Raw genomic sequence first — 17,679 nt, forward strand, 5'->3', positions numbered from 1 at the left:
CAATGCTGCATCGCTTGAAGAGACTGCTACAGACACCGGATGCCGCCGTGGCGCCGCCGGTCCCGCCTGTGCCCGAAAGGCCGGTCGAGACCGCCGAAGCACCAGTGCCAGTGGGCCTGGTCGACATGTCCCTGAGTGGCTGGTTCAGGAACGACACCGGCGAGCTGATCGAGGGCTTCCCGATCGGCGCCGACGATTCGGTGCTGGACATCGGCTGTGGCGATGGCGGTTTCACGCTCTTCGCGGGGCGGCAGGGGGCGGAAATCTTCGTCGCCGACATCAATCAGTCGAGCGTCGATACGGCCGTGGCCCGGGTTCGCGAGACAGCCGCACGGGCGGTGCATCCGCTGGTGACGGACGCCAATCCGATCCCACTGGAGGACGGTCGGGTCAATCGCGTCATCGCCATGGAGGTGTTGGAGCACGTCGAGGACCCCGCACGCTTCCTCGCCGAGCTGGTACGGGTGGCGCGCCCCGGTTCGCTGTTCCTGCTCACAGTGCCGGATGCGTTCGGCGAAAAGGCGCAGCAGGGCATCGCCCCGGATAGCTACTTCCAGCAGCCGAACCATATCCACATCTTCGAGCGCGAGCGCTTCGAGACGCTGGTGCGCGAAGCCGGGCTGGAGGTGGAACGGCGTACGACCTACGGCTTCTACCGGACGCTATGGTGGTTCTTCTACTGGGCCAGCGGCCAGCCGACCCTATCCCCGCCCTGGCATCCGTTGCTGGAGCACTGGGACAGGACCTGGGGCGCCCTGCTTTCGCTGCCCCAGGGGCAGAAGGTCAAGGCTGCCCTGGACGAGGTGATGCCCAAGAGCCAGGTGATCATCGCGCGCAAGCCAGGAGTCGTCCGAATGGACGGAATGCGACAGGTAACCCGATGACGCAAGACGGGCGTAGAGCCCGTCGTGCGGTCCCGACAACAACAAGCAAGGAGGGACATATTGACCAGGAAACTGTTCGTAACCGGATTGGGGGGCTTCGTCGGGAGCCATCTGCGCGCCCGCCTCGCCGAAGGTGGCGACGTCGCGTGGCGCCTCGTCGGGGATGCGCCCTTCGACCTGCTGAGCCCGCCATCGCTGGACGCGGTGCTGGCGGAGGAGGTGCCGGATGCCGTCATTCACCTGGCCGGGCAGACCTTCGTGCCGGAGGCCTTCCGCAACCCCGCGGCAACCTTCGAGGTCAACCTGCTGGGCACGCTCAACCTGCTCCAGGCGCTGCAGCGTGCCGGCTTCGGGGGCAGTTTCCTGTATGTCAGCTCGGGCGATGTCTACGGGCAGGTGGAAGAGGCCAACCTGCCCATCGACGAGCAATTGCAACCGAGGCCGCGCAACCCCTACGCGGTGAGCAAGGTGTCCGCCGAGCTGCTGTGTCGCCAGTGGGGCTACACCGAAGGTTGGCGCTGCCTGGTGGCGCGCCCGTTCAACCACGTCGGCGCGGGCCAGAAGGACGCCTTCGTACTGGCCAGCGCGGCGCGCCAGATCGCCAGGATGCGCCAGGGCCTGCAGGCCCGCCGGCTGGAGGTGGGCGACGTGGACGTCACCCGGGACTTCCTGGATGTGCAGGATGTGCTGGAAGCGTATTTCGCCCTGCTGGACAGGGGCGAGGGCGGCGAGGTCTACAACGTCTGCTCCGGACGGGAGCGGAAGATCCGCGAACTCATCCTGGAACTGGCCGACCTGGCGGATATCGACATCGAACTGATTCAGGACCCCACCCGCATGAGGCGGGCGGAACAACGCCGAGTGTGCGGTAGCTATCGGAAGCTGCACGAGGCGACGGGCTGGATGCCGAACATAACGATAAGACAAACCCTGACGACGATTCTGTCGGACTGGGAATCACGGGTGTTACAAGAATGACAAGATCTGCACTGATTACCGGCGTTACCGGTCAGGACGGCGCTTATCTCGCCAGACTGCTTCTCGAAAAAGGCTACAAGGTCCACGGACTGGTGGCTCGCCGAAGTACCGATACCCGCTGGCGCTTGCGCGAGCTGGGCATCGAGCCCGAGCTGGCATACCTGGACGGCGACCTGGCCGATGCCTCGTCGATCCAGCGTGCGGTGATCAAGAGCCGGCCCGACGAGATCTACAATCTGGGGGCGCAGAGCTTCGTCGGCAGTTCCTGGGACCAGCCGATCACCACCGGCGTGGTCGATGGCCTGGGGGTCACCCACCTGCTCGAGGCGATCCGCCAGTTCAGCCCGCAGACACGCTTCTACCAGGCCTCCACCAGCGAGATGTTCGGCCTGATCCAGGCCGAGCGGCAGGACGAGAACACGCCCTTCTACCCGCGCAGCCCCTATGGCGTGGCCAAGCTGTACGGCCACTGGATCACGGTGAACTACCGCGAGAGCTTCGGCCTGCACACCTCCAGCGGCATCCTCTTCAACCACGAATCGCCGCTGCGTGGCATCGAGTTCGTGACCCGTAAAGTCACCGACGCGGTAGCGCGGATCAAGCTCGGCAAGCAGGACGAACTGCGCCTGGGCAACATCGACGCCAAGCGCGACTGGGGCTTCGCCGGCGACTACGTCGAAGCCATGTGGCTGATGCTGCAGCAGGAAAAGCCGGATGACTATGTGGTGGCCAGCGGCGTGACCACCACCGTGCGGGAAATGTGCCGCATCGCCTTCGACCATGTCGGCCTGAAGTACCAGGACCACGTGGTGATCGACCCCGCGTTCTTCCGCCCCGCGGAAGTCGATGTGCTGCTCGGCAACCCTGCCAAGGCCGAGCGCGTGCTGGGCTGGAGCCCGAAGACCAGTCTGGAATCCCTCATCCACATGATGGTTGACGCCGACCTGCGCCGGGTTGGCAAGGAGTAACCCATGCTGATTCCCGTGATTCTCTCCGGCGGCGCAGGCACGCGCCTGTGGCCGGTCTCCCGCGAAGGCGCGCCCAAGCCCTTCATGGCGATGCCCGATGGCCAGTCGCTGTTGCAGAAGACCTACCGGCGGGCGGCTGGGGTGCTCGCCGCCGACGGCGACATCGTGACGGTGACCAACCGGGACTACTTCTTCCACAGCAAGGACCATTTCCAGGCCGCCAAGCTCGACCAGCGTGGACATTTCATCCTCGAACCCATGGGCCGCAACACGGCGCCGGCGATCGCCGTGGCGGCGCTCGCCCTGCGTGCCCGGCACGGCGACCAGGCGACCATGCTGGTGATGCCGGCCGACCATCTGATCCGCGATACCGAGGCGTTCGCCCGCGCCGTAGAACACGCCAGTGCCCTGGCGCAAGAGGGATTCCTGGTGACCTTCGGCGTAGTGCCCACGACGCCGGAAACCGGCTTCGGCTACATCGAGATGGGCGACGCCATCGACGAGCGGGGCGGCAGCCGGGTCAGGCGCTTCGTCGAGAAGCCGGACCTGGCTACAGCCCAGGGCTTCGTCAGCACTGGCGGCTTCCTATGGAACTCGGGGATGTTCTGCTTCACCGTCGGCACCTGCCTCGGCGAACTGGAACGACACGCGCCGGAGCTGTTGGCCAAGGCAATCGAGTGTCAGATGGCCAGCCAACCCGACGAGGTGGGCAGCTTCCTGCAGCAGGAGCTTCCCGCGGAACATTTCGGCGTGCTGGAGGACATATCCATCGACTACGCGCTGATGGAGCGCTCGGAGCGGGTGGCGGTGGTACCGGCGACCTTCGACTGGAGCGACATTGGCTCCTGGGGCGCGCTGAGCGCGCTGGTGGAGCCGGATGCGCAGAACAACCGCGCCGCCGGCAGCGCCATCTTCGTCGACAGCCGCGACAACTTCGTGCAGAGCGAGGGGCGCCTGATCGCCACCGTGGGGGTGGAGGGGCTGGTCATCGTCGAGACCGCGGACGCCATCCTGGTCGCCCGCTCCGACCGCGCCCAGGACGTGCGCAAGGTGGTCAAGCAGCTCAAGGACAGCGAAAACCAGGCCTACCGGCTGCACCGCACCGTGAACCGCCCCTGGGGCACCTACACGGTCCTGGAGGAAGGGTCGCGCTTCAAGATCAAGCGTATCGTGGTCAAGCCCAATGCCTCGTTGTCGCTGCAGATGCACCACCACCGCAGCGAACACTGGGTCGTGGTGCAGGGCATGGCCAAGGTGACCAACGGCGAGTCGGTCCGGCTGGTCAATAGCAACGAGTCCACCTACATCCCCGCCGGCCACAAGCATCGGCTGGAAAACCCCGGTGTCATCGATCTGGTGATGATTGAGGTGCAGAGCGGGGAATACCTGGGCGAGGACGATATCGTCCGTTTCGAGGATGTCTACGGCAGGGTCGTCTGATGTCGCTGAGCATGTTGAAAGGCGCCTGGCACTACCGGGGGTTCATCCTCGGCAGCGTCAGGCGCGAGTTCGAAACGCGTTACCGGGGTTCGTTGCTGGGGGTGGCCTGGACGGTGCTCAACCCGCTGGCAATGATCCTGGTCTACACGGTGATCTTTTCCGAGGTGATGCGCACGCGCCTGCCCGGGGTGGACGACAGGCTGGCCTACAGCGTCTTCCTGTGTTCCGGCCTGCTGACCTGGGGCCTGTTCTCCGAGGTGGTGTCGCGCAGCCTCACCATGTTCCTGGACAATTCCAACCTGCTGAAGAAGCTCAGCTTCCCACGCATCTGCCTGCCGCTGGTGAGCCTGCTCAACTCGCTGCTCAACTTCTCGATCATCTTCGGCCTGTTCTGCGGCTTCCTGCTGATCACCGGGCGCCTGCCGGGCGTCGCCCTGCTGGCCTTTCCGCTGCTGCTGGTGCTGCAGCTGATGTTCGCGGCGGGGCTGGGCATGCTGCTAGGGCTGCTCAACGTGTTCTTCCGCGACGTCGGGCAGATGTTCGGGATAGTCGTGCAGTTCTGGTTCTGGTTCACCCCCATCGTCTACCCGCTGGCCATCCTGCCGGAGCCGATCCGCCACGCGATCCAGCTCAACCCCATGACGGCGCTGATCCAGTCCTACCAGAACCTGTTCCTCTACGGCCGCTGGCCCGACTGGGCGCAGCTGCTCCCGCTGGCCGTCGCCGGCATCCTGTTGTGCGGCCTGGCGCTGGCGCTTTTCCGCCGACGCTCGGGCGAAATGGTGGACGAACTCTGATGGGACAGATCCGCATACATCACCTGGGCAAGGCCTACCGGCAATACCCCTCGCGCTGGGCGCGCCTGCGCGAATGGCTGAGCATTGGCGGCCAGCCGCGGCACCAGCAGCGCTGGGTGCTGCAGGACATCGACCTGGAGATCCAGCCGGGCGAGGCCGTGGGCATCGTCGGCTCCAACGGCGCGGGCAAAAGCACGCTGTTGAAGATCATCACCGGCACCACCGCGCCCACCACCGGGCACTGCGAGGTCGGTGGGCTGGTCTCGGCGCTGCTTGAGTTGGGAATGGGTTTCCACCCCGAGTTCACCGGTCGCCAGAACGTCTACATGGCCTCGCAGCTATTGGGCCTGCAGCGTGAGGAAATCGAGGCGCTGATGCCGTCGATCGAGGCTTTCGCCGAGATCGGTGAAGCCATCGACCAGCCGGTGCGCACCTACTCCAGCGGCATGCAGATGCGCCTGGCGTTCAGCGTCGCCACCGCACGCAGGCCCGACGTGCTGATCGTCGACGAGGCGCTGTCGGTGGGCGATGCCTACTTCCAGCACAAGAGCTTCGAGCGCATCCGCAGCTTCCGCCGCGACGGCACCACGCTGCTGATCGTCTCCCACGACCGTTTCGCCATCCAGTCGATCTGCGATCGCGCGGTGCTGCTGGAGTTCGGCCGGGTGGCCAAGCAGGGCGACCCGGAAATGGTCATGGACTACTACCACGCCCGCATGGGCAACGGCCTCAACCAGATGGTTCGCCAGGAGATGCTGGCCCACGGCAAGGCGCGCACCATCTCCGGCAGCGGCGAGGCGGTGATGGAGTCGGTGCGCCTGCTCGACGCCCAGGGCCGGTCCATCGAGGTGGTCGAGGTCGGCCAGGAAGTGGTGCTGGAGGTGACGGTGCGGGTCGAGGCCGACATCGACCGCCTGGTCCTCGGCTTCATGCTCAAGGACCGTCTCGGCCAAGCCATGTACGGCATCAACTCCCATCGCCTGGAACAGGCGCAGGAGCATCTCAAGGCAGGTGAACGGGTGGTCTACCGCTACGCCTTCCCCGTGCGCCTGGGCACCGGCAACTACTCGGTGTCGCTGAGCATCTCGCGCCTGGACTCCCACCTGGACGGCAATTACGAGTGGACCGACTGCGCCATGATCTTCCACGTGGTCAACAGCACCCGGGAGAACTTCATCGGCTATTCCTGGCTCGGCGCCCAGTTGGAGGTCGAACGAGCCGCAGCCCCCATTCCGGACCGGAGCCTGTCGTGAAACGCCTGCTGATCGAATGTACCTATGTCTACGAGCATCCGGACCTGAACTCGGGCATTCAGCGCGTCGTGCGCAGCATCGTCCAGCACCTCGAGGGGCGCCAGGGCGATGTCGAATGCATCCCGGTGATCATGCAGGACGGGCAGCTCAAGCAGGTCCTGGAGCTGATCCCGCCCAAGACGCCCGGCAAGCCGAGCCTGATGCGCCGCCTGATCCACGATTTCGACCATGCCAGGTTGCGCTTCTGGGGCGTGCACTCCTGGCTGGTGGGCAAGCTGGGCCTGGCTGCCGGCGGCACGCCCAGGCGTGCACTGTTCTGGGGTTGGAAACTGGGAAGCCTGAGCATGACGCTGCCACTGCGCACGCTGCTCTGGCTCGAACGCTGCCAGGGCATGGTCCGGCAGCGCTCGGTGCCCCTGGAGATCCGTCCGGGCGACGTGTTCCTGATGCTCGACTCGTCCTGGCACGTGGATTTCTACGCCCTGGCCGAAAGCATGAAGGCGAAGGGAATCCGCATCGTATCGGTCATCTACGACCTGATCCCGCTGACCCACTCGCAGTTCTGCGATGCCGGGCTGACCCGGGTGTTCGACCGCTGGTTCGACTGGGTCGTGCGCACCGCCGATGGTTTCATCGCCATCTCCGAAACCATCCGCGACGAGGTCCGGGCCGAGGTAGTCCGCCGCCTGGGGGCGGAAGAGGCGCAGAAGCGCCTGTTCGACCATTTCTACCTGGGTTCCGAGCTGGACCAGGTGGAGAAGGAGCAGAAGCCCGATCCGGCGCTGGTGAAGGTGTTCGAGTCCGGTGCGCCGGTCTATCTCATGGTCAGCACCATCGAGCCGCGAAAGAATCACGCCTACCTGCTCAGGGCCTTCGAGCAGCTCTGGGCCGCGGGCTCGCAGGCGCGCCTGTGCATCATCGGCAAGATCGGCTGGAAGAGCGAGGACCTCATTGGCGCCATCCACCGTCATCCGCGCCTGAATCGCCAGTTGTTCATGTTCAACCGGCTCGACGATACGGGCCTGGAATACGCCTACGCCAAGGCGCGCGCGCTGGTGTTTCCCTCCCACGCCGAGGGCTTCGGCCTGCCGCTGGTGGAGGCCATGCAGCGTGGCTTGCCGGTGATGGCCAGCGATATCCCCGTGTTCCGCGAGATCGGCCAGGACTTCATGGCCTACTTCGACCTGGACGACCCGGCGAGCCTGGCCCGGCTGGTGGAGGCTTACGAGGCCAGCGGGCGCTTCCCGGCGGCGGGCTCGCTGGCGCAATGGCGCTGGATCGGCTGGCGCGAGGCCAGCCTGCAGTTGCTCGAACGCACGATGCGGGATGTTGCGCCGCTGCCCGTCACCCAGGCTGGACGAGTCGATGCGAATTGCGCTTAACACCCGCATCCTCCAGGCCCCGCGCACCGGCATCGGCCAATACGTGGCGGCGCTGGCGCAGGCCTTGGGCGAGCAGCCCGGCGTGGGTCTGGACTATTTCCATGGCTGGGGCTGGTCGCAGGTGCTGCCGCGGGCGGCGTTGCCGGGCTATTCGCGCTGGAGTGCCGCGGCCAGGCGGGTGCCGGGCGCCTATCGGATCCGCCGCTGGCTGGAGCAGCAGCGCTTCGACCGGGGCCTGCGCGAGCGGGATGTGCAGCTGTATCACGAACCGAGCCTGTGGCCGCTGGAGTTCGACGGCCCCATGGTCATGACGGTGCATGACCTGACCCATGTGCGCTATCCCCAGACCCAGCCGCGTGACCGCCTGGCGGAGATCGAGCGGCGTGTCGGAGAAGGCGTAGCCCGGGCCGGGCGCATCCTGGTGGATTCGCACTTCGTCGGCGAGGAGCTGCGTGCGTATTTCGGCCTGCCGGCGGAGCGGGTGATGGTCGCGCCCCTGGGGTGTGCGCCGCGCTTCCGGCCGCGCACGGCGGAACAGTTGCGAACTGTACTGGCGCCACTGGCTCTGGAAGCTGGGGGCTATCTGATCTGCGTGGGTACGCTGGAACCGCGCAAGAACCTGCAGCAGGCCCTGCGCGCCCATGCCCTGTTGCCGCCGGCGCTGCGCGAGCGCTATCCCCTGCTGATCGCCGGCATGGCCGGCTGGCGCCAGGAACAGCTGGACGCGGAACTGGCCGTGGCGCTGGCCGGCGGCCAGGTGCGCCTGCTCGGCTACCTGGACGACGACACCCTGGCGTGCGTGCTCGCCGGCGCGCGCCTGCTGTTGTTCCCGTCGCTCTACGAGGGCTTCGGGCTGCCGGTGCTGGAAGCCATGGCCAGCGGCGTGCCTACGGTGCTGGCGCGCACCTCGTCACTACCGGAAGTGGCCGGCGAGGCCGGCTGTTTCGTCGAGCCACAGGATGAGCAGGGCATGGCCGATGCCATCCAGCGGCTGCTGGAGGACGGGAACGAATGGGCACGTCTGCGGCGCCTGGGGCTGGACCGCGCCGGGGCTTTCAGCTGGCAGGCGTGCGCCCGCGCCACCGTCGAGGCCTATCGCCAGGCCATGGGAGGCTGAATGCGCATTCTACATTTCTTCAAGACCTACCTGCCCGACTCCGTGGGCGGGATCGAACAGGTGATCAACCAGCTCTGCCGCAGCGGCGAGGCCCACGGCATCGAGAACGAGGTGCTCACCTTGAGCGCCAATCCCGAACCATCGGTAGTGGAGGTCGATGGACACCGGGTGCACCGTGCGCGCCTGGACCTGCAACTGGCCTCGACGGGCTTCTCCTACAGCGTGCTGCCGCGCTTCCGTGCCCTGGCCGCCGAGGCCGACATCATCAATTTCCACTTCCCCTGGCCGTTCATGGACCTGGTGCATTTCCTGTCCGGGGTGCGCAAGCCGATGGTGGTGACCTACCACTCGGACATCGTCCGCCAGCGCCATCTGCTCAAGCTGTACCAGCCGCTGATGAACGGCTTCCTCGGCTGCGCCGACCGCATAGTGGCGGCCTCGCCCAACTACCTGGCCACCAGCGAGGTGTTGCGGCGCTTCCCGGGCAAGACCGAAGTGATTCCCTACGGGCTGGACAAGACGGGTTATCCACAGCCCGATGCGAACTGCCTGGACGGCTGGCGCCAGCGGGTGGGAGAGGGTTTCTTCCTGTTCGTCGGGGTGATGCGCTACTACAAGGGCCTGCACATCCTGCTGGAAGCGATCCAGGGGACCGGCTACCCGCTGGTGGTGGTCGGCGCCGGGCCGCTGGAGGCCGAGCTGAAGGCGCAGGCCGCCGCCTTGGGAGTGGAAGGCCACGTGCGCTTCCTGGGGCGGGTCAGCGAGGTAGACAAGGTGGCGCTGCTGCAACTGAGCCGCGCCATCGTGTTTCCTTCGCACCTGCGTTCGGAGGCGTTCGGCATTTCCCTGCTGGAAGGCGCGATGTACGGCAAGCCAATGATTTCCAGCGAGATCGGGACGGGCACCAGCTACATCAATATCCAGGGAGTGACGGGGCTGGTAGTGCCGCCCAGCCAGCCGAAGGCGTTCCGCGAGGCGATGCGCTGGATATGGGAGCACCCGGAGAGCGCAGCCGAGATGGGCAGGAAGGCCGAGGCGCGCTACGAGGAACTGTTCACCGCCGAGACCATGGGACGGCGCTGGGCCGGTCTGTATCGGGAACTGCTGTTCGCCGATCCGGGCCTGGAAAAGCAGAAAGGCCGCTCAATCTAGCGGCCTTTCACCAGTACAGTTTCGAACTGTCTATCTATCGCCTGACAGTTCAGCGCTTCCGCTTACTTCCAGAACGGCTTGTTCAGCTCGGCGTAGCGCTGGGCTTCGCTGATGCCGGCGTCGGCCAGCAGGCGCGAGTCGAGGCGGGCCAGTTGGCGGCGGCTCTCGATGCGGCGCTGCCACAGGCGGACGGTGCCGACCAGGCTGCGGTGGGCGGTGGAGGAAGAACGGATGTTGCTGACAGTGGCGGAACCGAGGGTACGTTCCATGATTTTCGTCCTTCCCGCTTTTGGCGGGTAGTGGGGTTGCGGAAGTTGTTGAGGAGTATCTTCTGACTTTTTGGTCAGCCGCGATAGGTACAGTTGCCTTGAATTAAATAGCGTCAGCGAATTGTTTCAGCGAACTGTAATGGCGATTTTGGGGCGAACTGTACCGCTGCGCTCCATTGTGGTGCACAGGCGGCGGGGGATTGAGGATTTTCAGCAGGCCTGCCGGGGATGGCAGTAGGAGAAGTGGAACAGTCGCTGTGGGATAAAAAACTGTTCGGAAGTGTTTTTACGTGGTTTTTTTCCGACTGTCCACCCTGGCGGGCCATTCTTTGTGGAATGGCCCGCCGGGGATGCCGGATCAGCTGGCGGCGAGCATGTGGCCGCGTTCTTCCAGGTTGATGTGCCAGTTCATGGCTTCGCGCAGGATGTGCGGGGTGTGCCCGCCGCGCTGGCAGGCGGCCTCGAAGTAGCCGGCCAGGGCGTCGCGGTAGGACGGGTGCACGCAGTTCTCGATGATCACCCGGGCGCGCTCGCGCGGCGCCAGGCCGCGCAGGTCGGCCAGGCCCTGTTCGGTGACGAGGATGTCCACGTCGTGCTCGGTGTGGTCGACGTGGCTGACCATGGGCACCACGCTGGAGATGTTGCCGCCCTTGGCGATGGACTTGGTGACGAAGATGGCCAGGTGGGCGTTGCGGGCGAAGTCGCCCGAGCCGCCGATGCCGTTCATCATCCTGGTGCCGCCGACGTGGGTGGAGTTGACGTTGCCGTAGATGTCGAACTCCAGCGCCGTGTTGATGCCGATGATGCCCAGGCGCCGCACCACCTCGGGGTGGTTGGAGATTTCCTGCGGGCGCAGCACCAGCTTGTCCTTGTAGCGCTCCAGGTTGCCGAAGACGTCGGCGTTGCGGCGGCTCGACAGGGTAATGGAGCTGCCCGAGGCGAAGCGCAGCTTGCCCGAGTCCATCAGGTCGAAGGTGGAGTCCTGCAGCACTTCGGAGTACATGGTCAGGTCTTCGAAGGGCGATTCCATCAGGCCGCACATCACCGCGTTGGCGATGCTGCCGATGCCTGCCTGCAGCGGCGCGAGGTTCTTCGCCAGGCGGCCGGCGTCCACTTCGCGCTTGAAGAAGTCGATCAGGTGGTTGGCGATGGCCTGGGTCTCGCTGTCCGGCGGCAGCACGGTGGAGGGCGAGTCGGGCTGGTTGTTGATGACGATGGCGACGATCTTCTCCGGCGGGATCGGAATGGCGGTGCTGCCGATGCGATCGTCGACCTTGGTCAGCGGGATGGGCGTGCGGGTCGGCCGGTAGGTCGGGATGTAGATGTCGTGCAGGCCTTCCAGGTTGGTGTTGTGCGCCAGGTTGATCTCGACGATCACCTGCTTGGCGAAGATCGCGAAGCTGGCCGAGTTGCCCACGGAGGTGGTCGGCACGATGTGGCCTTGCTCGGTGATGGCCACGGCTTCGATCACCGCGATGTCCGGCAGCTTGAGCTGGTGGTTGCGCAGTTGTTCGACGGTTTCCGACAGGTGCTGGTCGATGAACATCACCGAGCCGTCGTTGATCGCCTTGCGCAGGGTGCTGTCGACCTGGAAGGGCATGCGCCGGGCCAGCACGCCGGCCTCGGTCAGGTGCTTGTCGAGGTCGTTGCCCAGGCTCGCGCCGGTCATCAGGCTGATCTTCAGCGGCTGCTGCTTGGCGCGCTGGGCCAGGGCCTCCGGCACGGCCTTGGCTTCGCCGGCGCGGGTGAAGCCGCTCATGCCGACGGTCATGCCGTCCTGGATCAGGGCTGCGGCCTGGTCAGCAGTCATCACCTTCTCGAGCAGGGAAGGCAGGCGCACGCGATCACGGTACATGGAAAAACCTCAGGCTTTATAGGGAGTGCAAGGCGGCCAGTCTAGGGATTCGGCGATTTTTCGCCCTTATACCAAGGTCGAAAAACCGCCCCGCCACCGCCTTCCTTACTACCAAAGTCCAGAGGGTTTTCCTTTGCGGCAAAGCAAGACACCGGCGCGCGGCCGGTGCCTCGTGGATCGACGGCTGTCGTTATTCGACGGCCTTGACCATGTCTTCGATGACCTTCTTGGCGTCGCCGAAGACCATCATGGTCTTGTCCAGGTAGAACAGTTCGTTGTCCAGGCCGGCGTAGCCGCTGGCCATCGAGCGCTTGTTAACGATCACGGTCTTGGCCTTGTAGGCCTCGAGGATCGGCATGCCGGCGATCGGCGACTTCGGATCGTTCTTCGCCGCCGGGTTGACCACGTCGTTGGCGCCCAGCACCAGCACCACGTCGGTCTGGCCGAACTCGGAGTTGATGTCTTCCATCTCGAACACCTGCTCGTAGGGCACCTCGGCCTCGGCCAGCAGCACGTTCATGTGGCCCGGCATACGCCCGGCGACCGGGTGGATGGCGAACTTCACGGTGACGCCGCGGTGGGTCAGCTTCTCCGCCAGCTCCATCAGCGCGTGCTGGGCGCGGGCCACCGCCAGGCCGTAGCCGGGGACGATGATCACGCTGTCGGCGTTGGTCAGCAGGAAGGAGGCGTCGTCGGCCGAACCGGACTTCACCGGGCGGGCTTCCTTGGCGCCAGCCGGGCCGGCGTCGTCGGCGCTGGCGCCGAAACCACCGAGGATGACGTTGAAGAACGAGCGGTTCATCGCCTTGCACATGATGTACGAGAGGATGGCGCCCGAGGAGCCGACCAGGGAGCCGGCGATGATCAGCATCGAGTTGTTCAGCGAGAAGCCGATGCCCGCCGCGGCCCAGCCGGAGTAGGAGTTGAGCATCGACACCACCACCGGCATGTCGGCGCCGCCGATGGGGATGATGATCAGCACGCCGAGGATGAAGGCCAGGGCCAGCATCAGGGCGAAGGCGGCGAGGTTGCCGGTGAACATGAACACCAGACCCAGGCCCAGGGTAGCCAGGCCCAGCACCAGGTTGAGCATGTGCTGGCCGGCGAACTGTACCGGTGCGCCCTGGAACAGGCGGAACTTGTACTTGCCCGACAGCTTGCCGAAGGCGATCACCGAACCGGAGAAGGTGATGGCGCCGATGGCCGCGCCGAGGAACAGCTCCAGGCGGTTGCCGGTGGGGATGGTGTCGCCCAGGTGCTGGACGATGCCCAGCGACTGCGGCTCGACCACGGCGGCGATGGCGATGAACACCGCGGCCAGGCCGATCATGCTGTGCATGAAGGCGACCAGCTCGGGCATCTTGGTCATTTCGACGCGCTTGGCCATGATCGAACCGGCGCTGCCGCCGATCAGCAGGCCGACCAGGATGTAGCCGATGCCGGCGGCGGCGTTGCCGCCCTCGGCCAGTTGCGCGCCGAGCTTGAACACCAGGCCCACGGTGGTGAGCACGGCGATGGCCATGCCGACCATGCCGAACAGGTTGCCGCGCCGCGAGCTGGTCGGGTGCGACAGGCCCTTCAGGGCCTGGATGAAGCAGACCGAGGCGATCAGGTAAAGGAGAGTGACGAGGTTCATGCTCATGGTCAGTGCTTCTCCGCCGGCGCTTTCGGCGCTTTCTTCTTGAACATTTCCAGCATGCGGCGGGTGACCAGGAAGCCACCGAACACGTTGACCGCGGCCAGGGCCACGGCCAGGGTGCCCATGATCTTGCCCAGCGGGGTGACGGTCAGGGCGGCGGCCAGCATGGCGCCGACGATGACGATCGCCGAGATGGCGTTGGTCACCGCCATCAGCGGGGTGTGCAGGGCGGGGGTGACGTTCCATACCACGTGGTAGCCGACGTACACGGCCAGCACGAAGATGATCAGGTTGTAGATCCCGTGGGAGATCAGCATTTCTTCCATCGTCTTTCACCGGTCTCTAGGCCGGGCAGAAGCCCGGCGGGTTCTTCTTTATTAAGGAGGGCTCAGCCGTTCTTGCGCACGGCCTGGCCGTCGCGGCACATCAGGCAGGCGGCGACGATGTCGTCTTCCAGGTTGACCTTGAAGCCTTCGGCGCAGAGGGTCAGCTTGAGGAAGTCGAGCAGGTTGCGCGCATACAGGGCCGAGGCGTCCGCCGGGACCATGGCGGCCAGGTTGGTGTGGCCGACCAGGGTCACGCCGTGCTTGACCACCACCTGCCCGGCTTCGGTCAGCGGGCAGTTGCCGCCTTGGGCCGCGGCCAGGTCGATGACCACCGAGCCCGGTTTCATCTCCTGCACGGTGGCTTCGTGCAGCAGCGTCGGCGCCTTGCGGCCCGGGATCAGCGCGGTGGTGATGACGATGTCGGCCTGCTTGGCGCGCTCGTGCACCGCCTTGGCCTGGCGCTCCATCCACGAGGCCGGCATGGGGCGGGCGTAGCCGCCGACGCCTTCGGCGCACTCGCGCTCTTCGTCGGTCTCGTAGGGCACGTCGACGAACTTGGCGCCGAGGGATTCGATCTGCTCCTTCACCGCCGGACGCACGTCCGAGGCCTCGATCACCGCGCCCAGGCGCTTGGCCGTGGCGATGGCCTGCAGGCCGGCGACACCGGCGCCGAGGATCAGCACGCGGGCGGCCTTAACGGTGCCGGCGGCGGTCATCAGCATGGGCATGAAGCGCGGGTAGTGGTTGGCCGCGAGCATCACCGCCTTGTAGCCGGCGATGTTGGCCTGGGACGACAGCACGTCGAGGCTCTGCGCCCGCGAGGTGCGCGGGGCGGCTTCCAGGGCGAAGGCGGTGATGCCGCGTTCGGCCATGCGCGCGATGTTGTCGTTGTCGAAGGGGTTGAGCATGCCGATCAGCACGGCGCCCGGCTTCATCTGCGCCAGTTCCTCGGCGCTGGGGGCGACCACCTTGAGCACCAGTTCGGCGCCCAGGGCGTCGGCGGCGGAGCCGATCTTCGCCCCGGCGGCCTCGTAGGCGCTGTCCGGCTGACAGGCATTGATACCGGCGCCACTCTGAACGATCACCTGGTGGCCTTGGCCAACCAGTTTCTTGACGGTTTCAGCGGTGGCGGCGACCCGTGTTTCACCGGCATGGGTCTCGAGAGGGACACCGATCTGCACTCACAAATCTCCTGCGTGATCCTTGAGTAGTCCGGCGCCGGAAGGCGGCCGGGTTGTCGAACTGGCAACGCATGCCGCGAAAGGGCGGGTCCAGAACCCGCTGGGCGTCGGCATTGTGCAATCGAGCCACTGGGTCGGCAAGAAGTTCTGAAGTAGTACTGAAAAAGGACTACAAGTCACGTTGGGACCCGTAGTTCCCCCGTCCCGGCAAGGGGCGCGTGCGCCCTGGCTTTTAGCCTAATTGCCTATTGTGACCGGGGGAAAACGCTATCCCTGGTGTGAATGTTTGCTCATCAGAACCCCCGGCAACCCGGTGAGAGGCCCGTCAATCCTGCCTCAGGCGTATCTATAGGTGTTAATTAATGTTTTTAATCCGAAATATGAGTGATCACTGATGGCTGGAATTCCGTAGCAGATTTTTTACATTGACTACAGAGTCAGAAAATCCCTGGCAACAGCCTCACGGCGCATGTTTCCTGGCTTTCGGGCGGGCGTCGGGGCAGACCTTGAAAAACAGACTAGTCCAAGGCTGTGCAGGCGGGTGATGAAAAAAAAGAACGGCCACCCGAGGGTGGCCGTTGCCTGGCTGCGACAAAGCAGCGCGGTGAATGGGCCGGCTGCGCGCCGGCGAATGGCTCAGCCCTGGTCGGCGAGCACCTTGGGCAGCTGTTCGGCGAGCTTGGCGTTGTTCAGCGGCGCGCGGATGAAGCCGTGCTGGGTGCCGTCCGGGCCGATGATGACCAGGTTGCCGCTGTGGTCGACGGTGTAGTTGGGCTTGCTGGTGTCGGCCGGGATGTAGGGGATGCTCATGGCGTTGGCCAGCTTCTGGATGGCCTCGTCGCTGCCCACCAGGCCCTGGAAGCCGGCGTTGAAGAAGCCCAGGTATTCCTTCAGGCGCGCCGGGGTGTCGCGGTGCGGGTCGACGCTGACGAACACCACCTGCAGCTTTTCGCGCGCCTCGGGGGCCAGCTTGCCCTGCAGCTCGCGCAGCTGCGCCAGGGTGGTGGGGCAGACGTCCGGGCAGAAGGTGTAGCCGAAGAACAGCAGGCTCCAGCGGCCCTTGAGGCTGGCGGTGTCGAACGGCTTGCCGTCCTGGTCCTGGAAGGTCAGCGCCGGCACCTCGCGGCTCTGCGGCAGCAGCACGATACCGGCGTCGAGCAGCGCGGCGGGGTCGAGGCGGTGTTTCTCGGTGAGCACCTTCTGCACGGTGAGGCCGAGGATGACGGCGACTATGGCTACCAGGATGAGGACGGTCTTGTTGACTCGGGACATGGGGTTCTCGTGGTCGGGAGAGGTCGAGGGGCGTTCGCGAGCAAGGGCTAGGCGCCTCCTCGCTCCTGCAGGTCGGTCCTGCGGGGGCTTTTCGTAGGAGCAACTGTCATGCGCCGAGATGCTCTTCGTAGGATGGGTTGAGCTTGCGATACCCATGCGGTCGTGCTGATGGGTATCGCTTCGCTCAACGCCATCCTACGAAAAGCCGTGCTTCCCGGAAATGCTCGCGAACCCGGTTGTTACAGCGCCATGTGGATGGGCAGGTAATGGTCCACCAGCAGGGCGATGAACAGCAGGAACAGGTAGGCGATAGAGTACTTGAAGGTACCGATGGCCGCATGGGGCTTGCTGTCACGGTACAGCGCCCAGGCCCAGTCGAGGAAGCGCGCGCCCAGGGCCAGTGCGGCCAGCAGGTAGACCAGCCCGCTCATGTGGATGGCGAAGGGCATCAGGCTCACGGCGAACAGCACCAGGCTGTAGAGCAGGATGTGCAGCTTGGTGTAGCGCTCGCCGTGGGTTACCGGCAGCATCGGGATCTCGGCCTTGGCGTACTCGTCCTTGCGGTGCAGGCACAGGGCCCAGAAGTGCGGCGGCGTCCAGGCGAAGATGATCAGCACCAGCAGCAGCGGTTCGGCCGACAGGTGCCCGGTCACCGCCACCCAGCCGAGCATCGGCGGGGCGGCGCCGGCCAGGCCGCCGATCACGATGTTCTGCGGCGTGGCGCGCTTGAGGAAGCCCGTGTAGAGCGCCGCGTAGCCCAGCAGCGAGGCCAGCGTCAGCCAGGCGGTGAGGGCGTTGGTGAAGGTCAGCAGCAGGCTCATCCCGGCCAGCGCCAGGAGCAGGGCGAAGCCCAGGGCCACGCTGGGCGAGAGCCGCCCTTCCACCAGCGGGCGGCGGTGGGTGCGCGCCATGATCGAGTCGATGCGCCGATCCACCACGTGGTTCACCGCCGCCGCCGCGCCGGCGCACAGGCCGATGCCCAGGTTGCCGAACAGCAGCACCGTCCAGGGCACGCCGCTGCGGGTGGCCAGCAGCATGCCGATCAGCGAGGTGATCAGCATCAGCAGGACCACCTTGGGTTTGGTCAGCTCCAGGTAATCGCGCCAGCCGGGTTGGCTGCGGGTGCCGCTCAGTACGCTGGCCATGTTCGACTCTCCGTTCGTTGA

The 17,679-nt window shown here is 65.6% G+C and carries 16 protein-coding genes; 9 read left to right on the forward strand and 7 right to left on the reverse strand.

Going from position 1 to position 17,679, the window contains the following annotated elements; translation table 11 throughout:
- Positions 1 to 2: 2 nt before the first annotated feature.
- Genes RN02_RS28030 through RN02_RS28070 form a run of 9 tightly spaced genes read left to right on the forward strand, consistent with a single transcriptional unit; the run spans position 3 to position 9,971 of the window.
- A complete protein-coding gene (locus tag RN02_RS28030) occupies positions 3 to 884 on the forward strand; it encodes a class I SAM-dependent methyltransferase (protein WP_051878795.1) in 882 nt (293 codons plus the stop codon).
- A 60-nt stretch (positions 885 to 944) separates the two neighbouring features.
- Positions 945 to 1,862: a GDP-mannose 4,6-dehydratase gene (locus RN02_RS28035; RefSeq protein WP_043318492.1), complete on the forward strand. Its 918-nt coding sequence runs from the start codon at positions 945 to 947 to the stop codon at positions 1,860 to 1,862.
- Entirely contained in the window at positions 1,859 to 2,830 is a 972-nt protein-coding gene (gene gmd, locus RN02_RS28040; RefSeq protein WP_043318493.1) for a GDP-mannose 4,6-dehydratase, read from the forward strand. Before RN02_RS28035 ends, gmd begins: the two co-directional genes overlap by 4 nt.
- Positions 2,831 to 2,833: 3 nt before the next feature.
- On the forward strand, positions 2,834 to 4,270 hold the full coding sequence (locus RN02_RS28045; RefSeq protein WP_043269932.1) for a mannose-1-phosphate guanylyltransferase/mannose-6-phosphate isomerase: 1,437 nt from the start codon (positions 2,834 to 2,836) through the stop codon (positions 4,268 to 4,270).
- A complete protein-coding gene (locus RN02_RS28050; protein WP_043318495.1) occupies positions 4,270 to 5,067 on the forward strand; it encodes an ABC transporter permease in 798 nt (265 codons plus the stop codon). The genes RN02_RS28045 and RN02_RS28050 overlap by 1 nt, the downstream gene beginning before the upstream one ends.
- Positions 5,067 to 6,320, forward strand: coding sequence for an ABC transporter ATP-binding protein (locus RN02_RS28055; protein WP_043269935.1), 1,254 nt, complete (start codon positions 5,067 to 5,069; stop codon positions 6,318 to 6,320). The genes RN02_RS28050 and RN02_RS28055 overlap by 1 nt, the downstream gene beginning before the upstream one ends.
- Positions 6,317 to 7,702 (forward strand): glycosyltransferase family 4 protein, encoded by a 1,386-nt coding sequence (locus RN02_RS28060; RefSeq protein ID WP_043318497.1) that lies wholly within the window; start codon positions 6,317 to 6,319, stop codon positions 7,700 to 7,702. The genes RN02_RS28055 and RN02_RS28060 overlap by 4 nt, the downstream gene beginning before the upstream one ends.
- On the forward strand, positions 7,686 to 8,819 hold the full coding sequence (locus tag RN02_RS28065; protein WP_043318498.1) for a glycosyltransferase family 4 protein: 1,134 nt from the start codon (positions 7,686 to 7,688) through the stop codon (positions 8,817 to 8,819). Before RN02_RS28060 ends, RN02_RS28065 begins: the two co-directional genes overlap by 17 nt.
- A complete protein-coding gene (locus RN02_RS28070; protein WP_043318499.1) occupies positions 8,820 to 9,971 on the forward strand; it encodes a glycosyltransferase family 4 protein in 1,152 nt (383 codons plus the stop codon).
- A gap of 62 nt (positions 9,972 to 10,033) precedes the next feature.
- Here RN02_RS28070 and RN02_RS28075 read toward each other — a convergent pair whose 3' ends face one another.
- The 7 genes from RN02_RS28075 to cyoE all read right to left on the reverse strand — a co-directional run bounded on the left by RN02_RS28075 (position 10,034) and on the right by cyoE (position 17,658).
- Positions 10,034 to 10,240: a DUF1127 domain-containing protein gene (locus RN02_RS28075; RefSeq protein WP_009614715.1), complete on the reverse strand. Its 207-nt coding sequence runs from the start codon at positions 10,238 to 10,240 to the stop codon at positions 10,034 to 10,036.
- 358 nt (positions 10,241 to 10,598) lie between these two features.
- Complete coding sequence (locus RN02_RS28080; RefSeq protein WP_043318500.1) at positions 10,599 to 12,095, reverse strand: acetyl-CoA hydrolase/transferase family protein; 1,497 nt, start codon at positions 12,093 to 12,095, stop codon at positions 10,599 to 10,601.
- A gap of 190 nt (positions 12,096 to 12,285) precedes the next feature.
- Positions 12,286 to 13,737 (reverse strand): NAD(P)(+) transhydrogenase (Re/Si-specific) subunit beta, encoded by a 1,452-nt coding sequence (locus RN02_RS28085; protein WP_043318501.1) that lies wholly within the window; start codon positions 13,735 to 13,737, stop codon positions 12,286 to 12,288.
- Positions 13,738 to 13,739: 2 nt separating this feature from the next.
- Positions 13,740 to 14,060, reverse strand: coding sequence for an NAD(P) transhydrogenase subunit alpha (locus RN02_RS28090; RefSeq protein WP_009614711.1), 321 nt, complete (start codon positions 14,058 to 14,060; stop codon positions 13,740 to 13,742).
- 62 nt (positions 14,061 to 14,122) lie between these two features.
- On the reverse strand, positions 14,123 to 15,241 hold the full coding sequence (locus RN02_RS28095; RefSeq protein WP_009614709.1) for a Re/Si-specific NAD(P)(+) transhydrogenase subunit alpha: 1,119 nt from the start codon (positions 15,239 to 15,241) through the stop codon (positions 14,123 to 14,125).
- Positions 15,242 to 15,877: 636 nt separating this feature from the next.
- Positions 15,878 to 16,513 carry an SCO family protein gene (locus tag RN02_RS28100; protein WP_009614707.1) on the reverse strand — a complete coding sequence of 212 codons (636 nt, stop codon included), beginning with the start codon at positions 16,511 to 16,513 and terminating at the stop codon, positions 15,878 to 15,880.
- A gap of 239 nt (positions 16,514 to 16,752) precedes the next feature.
- Entirely contained in the window at positions 16,753 to 17,658 is a 906-nt protein-coding gene (cyoE, locus tag RN02_RS28105; RefSeq protein ID WP_009614706.1) for a heme o synthase, read from the reverse strand.
- Between the last annotated feature and the right edge of the window lie 21 nt (positions 17,659 to 17,679).

This window comes from Pseudomonas sp. PI1 (assembly GCF_000812405.1).
GTDB classification, from domain to species: Bacteria; Pseudomonadota; Gammaproteobacteria; order Pseudomonadales; family Pseudomonadaceae; genus Pseudomonas; species Pseudomonas citronellolis.